Genomic DNA, 12,010 nt, shown 5'->3' with positions numbered 1-12,010 from the left:
GAAACACCTTGGGGCCTGATGAGCTTCCTCGCGCTCGCGCAGCAGCGTGGCCTGCCGCGCATGGTGAGCATCCAGAATCCTTACAGTCTCCTGAACCGGACCTTCGAGGTCGGTCTCGCAGAGGTCGCCGTTCGGGAGGACTGCGGACTCCTGGCCTACTCGCCGCTCGGCTTCGGCGTGCTCTCCGGGAAGTATCTGGACGGCGCACGCCCGGCCGGCGCCCGCGTCACGCTGTTCGAACGCTTCAACCGCTATTCGAATCCGGAAGCCGAGCGCGCCACGGCCGAGTATGTCGCACTCGCGCGCAGCCACGGACTCGACCCGGCGCAGATGGCGCTCGCCTGGGTGACGAGCCGCCCCTTCGTGACATCCAACATCATCGGTGCGACGACGCCCGAGCAGCTGGAGACCAACCTCGCCAGCGCCGATCTCACACTCTCGGACGAGGTGATCGCGCAGATCGAGGCGATCCATACGCGGCAGCCGAATCCGGCACCCTGAACCCGGTAGGTGCGACTTTATTCGCATCGTCATGCCGCGACATGCGAATAAATTCGCACCTACGCAGGATCTCGCGGGAATGAAGATCTACGGCATCGACTTCACCAGCCGACCGAGTCGCCGCAAGCCCATCACCTGCGTGGAATGCTGTTTGGGTGGCCTGCGACTTAAGGCTGTCCAGCTGACCGAATGGCGAGATTTCGAGGGGTTCGAGGCCGCATTGCAGCAACCCGGCCCCTGGATCGCCGGGATCGATTTTCCCTTCGGCCAATCGCGCACCTTCATCGAGAACATCGGCTGGCCCGACACCTGGACCGACTATGTGGATCACGCGGCACGACTCGGCCGCGAAGGTTTCCGCACCGCGCTGGACGGGTACAGGTCGACCCGCACGCCGGGCGACAAGGAGCACCGCCGCGCGACGGATCGCGCGACCGGTGCGATCAGCCCGCAGAAGCTCTACGGCACGCCGGTCGGACTCATGTTCTTCGAGGGCGCACCGCGTCTGCGCAGGGCCGGCGTGCGGATTCCGGGACTGAAGGACGGCGACCCCGAGCGAATCGTCGTCGAAGCCTATCCCGGCGTCCTAGCCCGTCGGCTCATCGGTAAGGAGAGCTACAAACAAGACATGAAGTCCAAGCAAACAGCGCAGCGTGACGCGGCCCGGAGAAGGCTCCTCGACCTGATCCTCGACTGCGAAGAGACACAGTCCATCTACGGCCTGAAGGTCCAAGCGGATCCGAGCCTCGCCGAGGATCCGAGCGGCGACCGGCTCGACGCCTTGCTGTGCGCCATCCAGGCGGCTTGGGCCTGGACGCAACGGGAGCAGGGGTTCGGGATGCCCGCCGCGATCGACCCTCTGGAAGGTGCGATTGCGGACCCGATCGGGCTCTGACGCGCCGATACCCCCACGATCGGAACGGGTCTGCACGCGATTCGGTCGGCACCTCCTTTGCGGAGCCTTTTGTGCAGCAGCCGATCAGTCCGAGAGCGGGGACGATTCGCGCTCCACCACGATGCCGGGATGCCCGCATTTGAGACCGGCAAGCGTGACCGCCTGCGTCACCGCCTCGGCGGCGGACAACCGCTGCATCAGTCCATGGATGACCCCGGCGTTGAAGACATCGCCCGCACCCAAGGTGTCGACGACCTTCGTCGGGACGTAGGCCGGCACCCGCTGGACATGACCGCCGCGCGCGAGGAAGGCGGCACCTTCCGCGCCCCAAGCCACAACGCAAAGCCGCGCATCGCTGCGCACGAGGAGATCGTCCAAGAAATCACCCGGATCTTCAAATCCGCCGGCCCGTGCAAAGGCGCGACTCGCCAACAACAACTGCGGGCCATGCAGCAGCTCCTCGATCCCCGGGCGTCGTTTCTCGAGCTCGACCGAGATCGGCACGTCCGGGGCCTCCTCTCGGACACGCCGGATCATGCGCGCGGTCTCCTGCGGGTTGCGCCCTTCGAAATGGACCCGGGCGAGTCCGTCGAGCGAGACTCGACCGAAGTCGTCCGCACTCAGCTCGGGCAGATCCCGAAAATGGACGATGGTCCGGCTGCCGTTGGCACGGCTGAGTAGTATCGAAGAGGTCGGGGTGGTCCCGCCGGGAACCCGCACGGCATCCCGCGTCTCGATGCCGTGACGGGCGAGGTCGGCAAGAATGAGGTCGGCCGCCGGGTCCTCCCCGAGTGTTCCCGCCCAACGACAGGGGTGTCCAAGCTGCGACAGGACGGCGAGGCTGTTGGTCACGTTACCGCCGCGCACCCGGCGCATGGCCAGGGCGCGGACCTCGTCGTCCTCGGCGGGATAGACCTCGACCTCGTTGACGAGGTCGAGCACGGCGATGCCGACACCCAGCACGGACCCGCCGTTGCGCAGCCGATCAAGCCGTGTCGGGACTGAGACGACCGAGGCCGCTCCGCCCTCGGCCGCGGAGCGCTCGCGCAACTGGCGATTGATGCGCGCGACCTCCTGCTGGGCCTCGCGACGCACCTCGCCCAAGGCCTGCCGCAGCGACGCTGTCTCGCCGCGATCACCGTCCGGGGGTTGTCGGTTCGTTTCGTCGACCATTCAGGGGGCATCGGATGGGTTGAGCCGGCTTGCGCGTCTGGCGACATCGTCGGATGATGCTGCTCGCAAGCGCACGTCCGACGCGTAAGATTCGCATGATCGGCGGTCGGTTGCACCTTGAGTTGAACGTCCGGACGCCCCGGGCAACATCAAGGGCGAGCGCGGCGAGCGCTCCACCCTCGAACCACGCCATCGGCAGACGACAGGTCGGCAATGCACTCGACACCTTCATCAGGCCACCGCCTCCCATGACCATCCTCGGCAGCGTGGCGGCCGGCCATCCCTTGACCGCCGAGGCGGCCGCCGAGACCCTGCGTGCCGGCGGCAATGCGTTCGACGCGGCGCTTGCGGCGCTGTGCGCGGCCTGCATCGCCGAGCCGGTCCTGGCCTCGCTCGGCGGCGGCGGCTTTCTGCTCGCCCGACCCGCCGGTGCGGCGCCGGGGCTTTTCGACTTCTTCGCGCAGACCCCGCGCCGACACCGTCCCGAGCAGGAGCTGAATTTCTATCCGATCCTCGCCGACTTCGGCGACGCCAAGCAGGAATTCCACATCGGACAAGGGTCGATCGCGACACCGGGGGCGATCGCCGGTCTCGTCGCCATCCATCGCGCGCATTGTCGGCTTCCACTCGAGGTCATCGTTGCGCCGGCCTGTCGTCTCGCCCGCGACGGGGTGATCGTGAACCGCGTCCAGCGGGATATCGCCGAGATCGTCGCGCCGATCCTGCATGCGAGTCCCGCGGCACTCGCACTCTATGCCGACCCGGAGCAACCCGACCGGCTCGCCCCGGTCGGCGCGCGGGTGCGCAACCCGCAGCTCGCCGAGACCCTGGAGAGGATCGCCCGCGAGGGCGCTGATTCCTTCTATCGCGGCGACTTGGGAGCGCGTTTGGTCCGCGATTGTTCCGAGCACGGAGGACATCTGAGCGCGGCGGATCTCGCCGACTACCGGGTCGAACGACGCGCACCGCTCGTCCATTCCTACCGCGGGGCGCATCTCTACACCAATCCGCCGCCCTCCCAAGGCGGGTTCCTGCTCGGCGTCACCCTGGGCCTACTCGACGCCGTCGAGCCGGCCCGTCTCGGACGCGGCAGCCCCGCGCACCTGCACGCGCTCGCCCTCGCCCAGGAGCTGACCCAACGCCTGCGTCGCGCGCAGCCGACCGAGCCCGCCGAGCCGTTCTCGGCGCCGCTCTCGGAGTCACTGGTGGCATTGCCCCCGAGCATCCCTGAAGCCTATCGCAAACTCATGGAGGGCGCGGCGACCTTCAGCCGCGGGACCACGCAGATCAGCGTCGCCGATCGCGAGGGCAACCTCGCCAGCGTAACCCTCTCCAACGGGGAGGGCGCCGGCTATGTGCTACCCGGCACCGGCATCATGCTGAACAATATGCTGGGCGAAGAGGACATCAACCCGCACGGCTTTCATCGCTGGCCGACCGATCGGCGGATCAGCTCCATGATGGCGCCGAGCCTTCTGGCTCTGGCGGACGGGGGTTGGGTCGTGACGGGCTCGTCCGGATCCAACCGGATCCGCAGCGCCATCCTGCAGGTGGTCTCCAATCTGATCGACTTCGGTGTCGATCTGGAGGCGGCCGTGGCCGCCCCCAGGATGCACTTCGAAGACGGGGTCCTGAATCTCGAGCCGCCGATCACGGACGACACGATTGCCGCACTCGGCACGCACTGGCCGGGGCTGAAGGTCTGGAATCGCGGAAGCGTCTTCTTCGGGGGCGCCCACAGCGTGGCGGTCGCCCCGGACGGCAGCACGCACGGCGCGGGCGATCCGAGGCGCGGCGGGGTTGCGCTGCAGGTCCGTTAAACCGCGCCCGGTGCCGTATGTGGTGTTTTTGGATGGGAACGGCCCCGGCAGACTCGACGATCGTTGGAGGTGGCGCGGTTTAAAGTTCTAAAAAATCTAAAATTTTAAACCGCGTCTCCTCCAAGGGTGGTGAGATCCCCAAGGCCGAATACAACCTAAACCTTTCACACGTCGCTCCGGACGCGGTTTAATCGCTCGAATACGGCCGCAGGATCATCTCGCCGCCGCGCAGCACCAGCTCCATGTGTCTGAGGTAGGCCATGCCGAGCAAGACCTGATCGCCCTGCATGTTGGGGAGGATGGTCGCGCTCAGGTCATAGGCGACCAGCCCGCCGACATCCACGCTCTCCAACCGCGCGACCCAGGTGCGGACATCGCCGTTGCCGGTCTTGCTGACCCCGCCGGGCTGGAGCGTCAAACCGAGCGTCTGGGCGACCATGTAAGGCATGGCGACATCCACCGCCCCGGTATCGACCAAGAACTCGATGGGGGTCCCGTTGATCCGGCCGGTGGTCACGTATTGACTCACCTGATTCTCTTTGAGGACCACCTCGGGCACGTCGCCGGCGCCGAGATAGGCCACCGGGTTCGGGTTCGGGTTCTCCCGCCGCTCAGCCAGATCGCGCGCCAGCAGGATCACCAGCAGACTCGCGAGCAGAAACACGGGGATCGGCATCTTGCGTCTGAGCCAAGCGACTGAGCTCTCTCGAATCCGGTGCAGTCTGATCATCGTTCGTCGGGGTGCGTCGAGACCAATGAAGCGCCGTCGGCGTTGGCTCCGAGCCCGATCGCGGGTCCGGATCGCCGCAGGCCACCCGCCCGTCATCGCGCTCGAAGTGTCGCGCCGATTCACGGGACCGGTCGAGCTTAAACCGAAACCACAACGATGACGAGGTTGTGTTGTCCAGCGCGGGAGTGGGACTCGGAGCCGGAGCCGGCGCGAAAGGCCGGCATCAAGACGCGGATCAAGATGATCCGAGGTGAGGACGCAGCGTCAGCACACCGCCGCGCTGGATCAGCTCCAGATGGCTCAGATAACTCATACCCAGCAGGACGTCGTCTCCGGGCATGTTCGGCAAGACCGTGGCGCGGACGTTGTGCGCGACCAATCCGCCGAGGTCGACCGAGTCGAGCCGTGTCGTCCAGGTGCGCACCATGCCGTTTGCGGTCTTGCTCATGCCGCCGGGTCGGAGCGGCAGCGACAGGCGCTCGGCCAGGGCCAGCGGCAAGGCGACGTCGGTCGCGCCCGTGTCGATCAGAAAGCGCACCGATTCGCCGTTGATCCGACCGCCGGCGACATAGTGCCCGGCACGGTTGCGTTCCAGGCGCACCTCGGGGACACCGCTGCCGCTGTGCAGCGCGACCGGATCCGGGTTGGGATTGTCGCGACCCGTGATGACGCCGTCGAAGAACATCGCCAGCAACGCCAATCCGACGATCCATGCCGCGAACAACATCACCCGTCCGACCTTCGAGGGCATGTCGTCGACGCCGGGCGGCACGCTGTTCATCGGTCCATCCATCGTCGGCTCCCCATGGTCGGCCCCCGGTCGGGCGAAATGATCGCCGGTCGCGACCTCTCGCAAGGTCCGAGTCTATGGCCTTTGGCTACGTCTCCTTCAAGTGGTTCGCTCGGCTCCGGGGCCGGCGGTACATGCAGACTCCGTAGGTGCGAATTTATTCGCACTCTTGAATCAATGTTTGCGACTAACTCAATGCGAATAAATTCGCACCTACCCGGCCGCGCCGGAAGGCGCGGCTGGGTCGAGGATCAACGCGTCGGCACTGCCCCCTGCCCCTGTCCGGCCATGCGCTGGAACTGCACCCGATAATAGGCAGCCGCACTCTGACCGTTCGCTACGACATCGTAGACCCGCCAGCCGGTCTGCGATTTGTACATCCGAAACTCGAGCTTGGAGGGATAGCCCTGCGCGCGCAGCAGCGCCACGTTGACGCTGACGTCGCCGCGCGGGCCCATGCGCGGCGGCAACATACGGATCTGCTGCCCCTGATAGTCCATTAGCCGGGTCGCCAGGGTGCCGAGGAAATCGGCCTCCAGATGTGCGGCCATCGCCTTCTTATCCTCGGCACTCATGCCTTCGGACGCCGGACCGGCCACCCACTTGGCCATCTGCTCGAAGTCGAAATAGGGCGCAATCTCGCCGTCGAGGAAGGCGGCGACCTGGAGCCGATTCGGCACCTCTTCACGGGCGAGAAAGCCGAGGAGCTTGTCCATGCCTTCTTTGAGCGTCGCGCTCGCCTCGGCCGCAGGACTCTCGGCCATCCCGGCAGGCGCCCCCGCACCCCCGGCCGGCGCCGCGGATTCCGCACGCGCGGGCGGCGCGGTCGGGCGCATGGGGCGAGCCGGGGCGGCAGGCATCTCCGGCATGGCCGGCATGGCCGGATAAGCGCCGCCGTAGGGCATCGGCATCGGGCCGTAACCTTGATGGATGGGCGGGGGAGCGTAGCCGTAAGGCTGGGCGGAGGCGCCGGCGGCGGCTCCGAGTAAAACGAGGAGCGGCACCAAAGAACGAGACTTCATCGAATTCCTCCGAAACATGTTGTTATTTGTCGTCTGCCGAGCGTCCTGTAGCCGCCCGGCAGGCTCGGAGCGTGCCAACGGACTCGGGGAAAAGCAAGCCGGTCGGTATAGACTATCCGGCATCGGCAGGACTCGGAATCGCCCGAATCCGGCATATCACCACGAGGGAGGCAAAAACCCCATGTCCCTACCGCGCGTCCATTACCGGGTCGTCGGACAAGACGACTATACGTTGGAGATCATCCTGGAGCCCACGGGTGCCTATCGGGTCGACTGCGGCGACCACACCAGCCACAAGCCACGCCAAGGCGCGCTCGACGAGCGTCAGACCCGCGAGATCACCGCCCTGCTCGATGCCTTGGGCGCTCCCCGAGAGCACCCGGCACCCGCAGGCGCGACCGGATTCATCGCCGAGCTGACCCTCGGCGCCCCGCCCGATGCGCGCGTCTATCGCGTCTGGGAAGGCGAGCTGGCGGAAGAGCCGGACGTGATGGCGCTGATCCGCGCGCTGGAAGTCATTTGAGCGGCGCGGCGATCGCCGCGACGGCCGCAGAAGCCCGCTCCGAGCACTGCAGAACAGCAGGGAGATCCCATCCATGACGCCAACCCGCTGCTTGATGGCCGCAATGCTCGAGGTCGGCATGCGCCACGAGGCGCGTCTGAGCTTCAGCCGAGAGGAGGTCGATCGCTACTGTGGCTCTGGTCGGTGATCACAACGCGATCCATCGCGACCTCGACGCGGCACGGGTGCGGTTCCCGGATGCTCGGGACATCATCGTCCCGGGCGGACTCGTGCAGACCCGCATCTCCGCGCTCTTCGGGACCGAGTTTCCCGGCGACGGGACGTTGGGACTGACCTTCTCGCCCGAGCGCCTGCGCCGTCCGCTGTATCCGGGCGACGAGCTGGTCGTGACGTTGGAGGTCGCGCGCCTGATCCGCGGCGGAATCGTCGAGATGCAGATCGGCATCGCGGACCCGCAGGGCAACCGCGTCAGCGAGGCCACGGCCAAGGTGGTGCCGCCGGACGCGGCCTATCGGGCTTGGTGGGAGGCGAATATCGGCGGCTGAGGACGGGGTTCTGGGTTCGGGTCATTCCCGGAAAGGGAACGAGCGCGTCGAAGCTGCGGATGCCTGGAAAACCTGCAGGGGTATAGGGGCGAATTTATTCGCCCCTACAACGCAGCCATACGTGGCCGAAGAGGGAATGCGAGGAAACCGCCTCAAAACCCGCCGGGCTCCGAGTGCACCCGTTCCCCGTCGAGGAAGGTCGTAAGATAGCGGGCCCTCTGCTCGGGTGACTGATAAAAGAACCCGTGTCCGCCACCCTTGATCTGAATGACGGAGGCGCCGGCGATGCGCTCGCCGATGATCCAGGCATTGCGCGGCGGGATGACGACATCCTCGGTACCGGTCATCAGCAGTGTCGGGGCGGCGATCTCGGACAGTCTCAAGCCGACGCCCGGCCAAGCTCGCCCGGGGGCCGGCGCACGATCAGCTCCTGGGTCGGATAGGCAAACTGGATGCCTTCTTCCTGGAACTTGCGATAGATCGCGAGGTTGATGGCCTGTTGGATGTCCATGTAGAGCGTGAAATCCGCGCCGATGACATAGTAGACCACCTCGAAGTCCAGTGAAAAATCACCGTAGGCGGCGAAGTGGGCGCGATCGAATCGGGTGAACCGCTGAGCCCGCACGATCTCCTCGATCATCTTCGGGATGCGCTCGAGCCGATCCGGCGGGGTCTCGTAGACGACGCCCAGCTTGAAGACCACGCGACGCTCGCGCATGTGCTTGTAGTTGCGCAGTGTGCTGTTGAGCAGATTGGTGTTGGACATGACCACCATCTCGCCCGAGAGGCTGCGGATGCGCGTGGTCTTCACGCCGATGCTGTCGACGACGCCGAGGGTCTCGCCGGCGATGACGAAGTCTCCGACCTTGAAGGGTTTATCCAGGATGATGGCCATGGAATGGAAGACGTCGGACAGGATGTTCTGGACCGCGAAGGCTACGGCGATACCGCCGACACCCAGCGCTCCGATCAGGCCGGCGATCGGATACTCGAAGTGGGACATGACCGAGACCACAACGACGATCCAGACGCCGACCCGCAGAAAGAACAACAGCAGGCCGTAACCCGTGACGGCCGAAGGGTCCTGCTGCTCCTTCTTGCTGCGCTGGCGCTGCACGAAATCGACCAGGCCCGCGGTCGCCCAGATCCCGACCTGCACGTAAACGGCGACCACCAAGAGGGTCCACAGCCACACCTTGACCTGACCTTGAACCAGGCCGGAAACGGTCATGGCCGCGTAGAAGGCGACGATCAGGACAAACAGCTGGTTGGTATTGCGGATCAAGGCCAGGACGGCTGCGCGCGCGGTCTTGCGCTCGGTCTGCGAACCCTCGACCAGCTTGGGCAGGACGGTGCGCCGCAACAGGCTGCGCAGGAAGGACACGAGCACCAGGACCAAGGTGAAGACCACCGCGCCGGTCACCAGGTCGCGGGCATAGATCCCGTGATCCTGGATGACGAAGAGCTCCTTGTTCCACCAGGACAGCAGCTCCGTCTTGGCCGCGTCCAGGTGCTGATCGAGCGAGCGCTCGCTCACCGAGGGCTCGAGCTGGTCGCGCAGGCGTTGAGCCAGCGACTGCACCTGATCCTTTACGAGCAGCATGTCTCTGGCGCGCTCCTCCTGCGCCTCGAGCGCACCGACGCGCTCGCGGATCGCCTGCTCGACCCCGGCGCCGAGATCCGCCCGGGCGAGCCGGCGCGCGAGCGCGAGCTGCATGGAGCGCAAGGCGTCCAGCTCGGCCTGCGCGAAGGCGCTCTCATCACTCATGTCTTTGATCAGCGATTGTGTCTCGCGCAGCCAGGTCGGCCAGAGCGCGCTCTCCTCGCCCTGCAAAAGCGCATAACGCCGCTCGTAAAGGGTCCGCGCCGAACCGGCGAGGCCCAACGCTTGATGGAGGTATTCGACGCCTTTGCGCGCGGCGGCCAGCTCCGCTTCGCGCGTGAGCATCTGCTCCTGTGCGCGATCGCGATCCGCGGCATCGGAGGTCATGAGCCCCAAGCGGCGACGCGCCTGGAACAGCGCCAGCTCGGCCGCATCGCCCGCCTCCACGAGTGAGGCGATGTCCGCGCGTACCGCCTCTTCGCGGGCCTGAATCTCGGCCAGCCGCTCGTCCAATGCCTCGCGCGTGAAAACGACATCGCCGGCCACATGGGCGATCCGGGTCTCCAACCGAGCGAGCCGAGCGGCCGCCAGGGCATCCTCGCGCTCGGCCAAGGCGGCCCCGACCTGAGCGGACTCGCGCTCCTGAAGCGTCACCAGGACAGCCAGGCGGGCGACCTCCAGGGCGCGTTCGAGCGAGGCCATGTCCAGCTCGTCCGGCGCCGGCCCTTGGGCCTGATCCCGAACAACCGCCAAGCGATCCCGCACGAGGCGCCGCTCGCGCACCGCCGCGTCATGGTCTCGATCGGCCGCGGCAACCCGTCGCTCGGCCTGGCTGCGCAAACGCGCGGCGTCTTCCCGCGCGTGCTCGGCCAGACTCCGCTTGGCCCGAAGCTCGTCCAACAATCGCAGCGGATAGGGTGGCTCGACCCCGAGGTCGGGCGGCTCGCTGGTCTCGGCAGCCGCCTGCGACTCGGCCAGCGCTCCATCCAACTCGCGCAGCCGAGCGGCCAGGACGGACTCGCGCTGGACCGCTGTGCGCAGCTCGCCGAGCAAGGCGATCCGTGCGTCCTGTGCCGGACCCGGGGTCTGCTCCGTCGCGTCGTCCTGCTCGGGCTCCGGAACCTTGGCCGCGAGCTGCGCGATGCGCGCGTCGATCAGCGACATGATCTCGGCATAGTCCTCCGCACTCGCGCGCGGAGCGGTGAACCCCGGTAGTCCGACCTGTGCCGGATCAAAGGCGAGCTTGGGTCGATCGGTGCCTTGCTCCGAGGCTGGATCGGGAGATTCGGAAAGCGCCGACGTTTCGGAATCGACGGGGCTTGTATCGACGGAGGCGGATTGATCCAGATCTGATCGGGCAGGCCCGGACTGGGCATTGCTGATCAATGGAGACGTTAGAAGGACGAGGGCAAGAAGCAAGACGTGGGCTGGGCTGACAGTCGTCAAATGGTCACCTGTTCGATGGTTATCGCCAGGACGGCATTTGCCGACAGTGTAACGTGGATTGACGACACGATGCGAAGCCCGCCCCTCGAGCCCGCCCCGTCACGCAATCGAAAGGGCTGGACTCGATGCGGGTTCATCGAGCAACGGTCCGCCGCGATGCGACGACTGATCCTCGCAAGCTCCGTCTTGCCCCGGCTTGACCAGGATCAGTCTCGACTCGCCGTTTGTTGCGGATCCGCAATTCCGACGGCGGCCGAACGGATCACACTTCCCGTGTTGAACCGCTCGGCCGAAACCGTTCGATCAATCCACTCCGACGCCTCACCCGATCGTGCATCCGGCCGGCCGCGCCTCCTCACACGTTTCCGCTCAACCGAGAGACTTGATCTATGTCGTCGCAACCCCTGCGTATCGTCGTCATCGGCGGCTCCGCCGCCGGCCCCAAAGCCGCCGCCAAGGCCCGCCGGATGGACGAGCATGCCGAGATCACCCTGATCCAGCGCGAGCCGGATCTGTCCATGGCATCCTGCGGCTTTCCCTACTATGTCGGCGGCACCTTCGACGACCGCAACATGCTTGTTTGCACACCGGCGGGCATCGTCCGCGACCCGGCTTTTTACGGCAAGGCCAAGCGGATCCAAGCTCTCGTGCGCACCGAGGCGACCGAGATCGACCGGGTTGCGAAGACGGTCACCTATCGAGATCTGCCGACCGGCGAGCAGTCCACCATCCCTTACGATCGCCTGGTCATCGCCACCGGTGCGACACCGCTGCGCCCGTCCGTGCCGGGCATCGAGCTCGAGGGTGTCACGACGCTGCATTCGATGGCCGATGCGGATGCCCTGCGGGCGGTCCGCGACGAGAAGAAGGCAACCAAGGCCGTGGTCGTGGGCGGCGGTCTGATCGGGTTCGAGGTCTGCGAGGCGCTGCGGCTCGCCGGGATTCACACGACCGTGATCGAG

Annotated in this window: 12 protein-coding genes; 6 read left to right on the top strand and 6 right to left on the bottom strand. The window is 66.4% G+C overall.

Annotation, left to right across the window (positions count from 1 at the left end; genetic code table 11):
• A partial coding sequence (locus VLR48_RS08415; RefSeq protein WP_325291352.1) for an aldo/keto reductase occupies positions 1-501 on the top strand: 501 nt, incomplete at its 5' end.
• Between the two features lie 79 nt (positions 502-580).
• Positions 581-1,396, top strand: coding sequence for a DUF429 domain-containing protein (locus VLR48_RS08410; RefSeq protein ID WP_325291351.1), 816 nt, complete (start codon positions 581-583; stop codon positions 1,394-1,396).
• Positions 1,397-1,480: 84 nt separating this feature from the next.
• Here the strand turns inward: VLR48_RS08410 and VLR48_RS08405 are convergent, their stop codons facing one another.
• Positions 1,481-2,569, bottom strand: a complete 1,089-nt coding sequence (locus tag VLR48_RS08405; protein ID WP_325291350.1) for a PfkB family carbohydrate kinase — start codon at positions 2,567-2,569, stop codon at positions 1,481-1,483.
• A 248-nt stretch (positions 2,570-2,817) separates the two neighbouring features.
• On the opposite strand from VLR48_RS08405, the gene VLR48_RS08400 reads away from it, so the two are divergent.
• Positions 2,818-4,389 (top strand): gamma-glutamyltransferase family protein, encoded by a 1,572-nt coding sequence (locus tag VLR48_RS08400; RefSeq protein WP_325291349.1) that lies wholly within the window; start codon positions 2,818-2,820, stop codon positions 4,387-4,389.
• A 187-nt stretch (positions 4,390-4,576) separates the two neighbouring features.
• Here the strand turns inward: VLR48_RS08400 and VLR48_RS08395 are convergent, their stop codons facing one another.
• The 3 genes from VLR48_RS08395 to VLR48_RS08385 all read right to left on the bottom strand — a co-directional run bounded on the left by VLR48_RS08395 (position 4,577) and on the right by VLR48_RS08385 (position 6,931).
• Entirely contained in the window at positions 4,577-5,119 is a 543-nt protein-coding gene (locus VLR48_RS08395) for a retropepsin-like aspartic protease (RefSeq protein ID WP_325291348.1), read from the bottom strand.
• A 235-nt stretch (positions 5,120-5,354) separates the two neighbouring features.
• Positions 5,355-5,900, bottom strand: a complete 546-nt coding sequence (locus tag VLR48_RS08390) for a retropepsin-like aspartic protease family protein (protein ID WP_325291347.1) — start codon at positions 5,898-5,900, stop codon at positions 5,355-5,357.
• Between the two features lie 260 nt (positions 5,901-6,160).
• A complete protein-coding gene (locus VLR48_RS08385; RefSeq protein ID WP_325291346.1) occupies positions 6,161-6,931 on the bottom strand; it encodes an ABC transporter substrate-binding protein in 771 nt (256 codons plus the stop codon).
• A gap of 181 nt (positions 6,932-7,112) precedes the next feature.
• Between VLR48_RS08385 and VLR48_RS08380 the strand changes: the two genes are divergently transcribed.
• Together VLR48_RS08380 and VLR48_RS08375 are read left to right on the top strand one after the other, a co-directional pair.
• A complete protein-coding gene (locus VLR48_RS08380; protein ID WP_325291345.1) occupies positions 7,113-7,454 on the top strand; it encodes a hypothetical protein in 342 nt (113 codons plus the stop codon).
• A gap of 170 nt (positions 7,455-7,624) precedes the next feature.
• Positions 7,625-7,999 (top strand): hypothetical protein, encoded by a 375-nt coding sequence (locus VLR48_RS08375; RefSeq protein WP_325291344.1) that lies wholly within the window; start codon positions 7,625-7,627, stop codon positions 7,997-7,999.
• 152 nt (positions 8,000-8,151) lie between these two features.
• Here VLR48_RS08375 and VLR48_RS08370 read toward each other — a convergent pair whose 3' ends face one another.
• Both VLR48_RS08370 and VLR48_RS08365 read right to left on the bottom strand, forming a co-directional pair.
• Positions 8,152-8,382 (bottom strand): alpha/beta hydrolase, encoded by a 231-nt coding sequence (locus tag VLR48_RS08370; RefSeq protein ID WP_325291343.1) that lies wholly within the window; start codon positions 8,380-8,382, stop codon positions 8,152-8,154.
• On the bottom strand, positions 8,379-10,766 hold the full coding sequence (locus VLR48_RS08365) for a mechanosensitive ion channel domain-containing protein (protein ID WP_325291342.1): 2,388 nt from the start codon (positions 10,764-10,766) through the stop codon (positions 8,379-8,381). The genes VLR48_RS08370 and VLR48_RS08365 overlap by 4 nt, the downstream gene beginning before the upstream one ends.
• Positions 10,767-11,437: 671 nt before the next feature.
• Here VLR48_RS08365 and VLR48_RS08360 point away from each other — a divergent pair.
• The coding region (locus tag VLR48_RS08360) for an NAD(P)/FAD-dependent oxidoreductase (protein ID WP_325291341.1) at positions 11,438-12,010 on the top strand (573 nt) is incomplete at its 3' end.

The sequence above is a fragment of the Thiocapsa sp. genome (assembly GCF_035467215.1).
In the GTDB taxonomy this organism is placed as follows: domain Bacteria; phylum Pseudomonadota; class Gammaproteobacteria; order Chromatiales; family Chromatiaceae; genus Thiocapsa.
The sequence above is the reverse complement of the archived record's forward strand: the minus strand, read 5'-3'. Positions and strand labels throughout refer to the sequence as shown.

Coding starts and splice junctions, on each gene's coding strand:
- VLR48_RS08410 (WP_325291351.1), top strand. CDS start 581: ATGAAGATCTACGGCATCGACTTCACCAGCCGACCGAGTCGCCGCAAG.
- VLR48_RS08405 (WP_325291350.1), bottom strand. CDS start 2,569: ATGGTCGACGAAACGAACCGACAACCCCCGGACGGTGATCGCGGCGAG.
- VLR48_RS08400 (WP_325291349.1), top strand. CDS start 2,818: ATGACCATCCTCGGCAGCGTGGCGGCCGGCCATCCCTTGACCGCCGAG.
- VLR48_RS08395 (WP_325291348.1), bottom strand. CDS start 5,119: ATGATCAGACTGCACCGGATTCGAGAGAGCTCAGTCGCTTGGCTCAGA.
- VLR48_RS08390 (WP_325291347.1), bottom strand. CDS start 5,900: ATGAACAGCGTGCCGCCCGGCGTCGACGACATGCCCTCGAAGGTCGGA.
- VLR48_RS08385 (WP_325291346.1), bottom strand. CDS start 6,931: ATGAAGTCTCGTTCTTTGGTGCCGCTCCTCGTTTTACTCGGAGCCGCC.
- VLR48_RS08380 (WP_325291345.1), top strand. CDS start 7,113: ATGTCCCTACCGCGCGTCCATTACCGGGTCGTCGGACAAGACGACTAT.
- VLR48_RS08365 (WP_325291342.1), bottom strand. CDS start 10,766: ATGTCGCTGATCGACGCGCGCATCGCGCAGCTCGCGGCCAAGGTTCCG.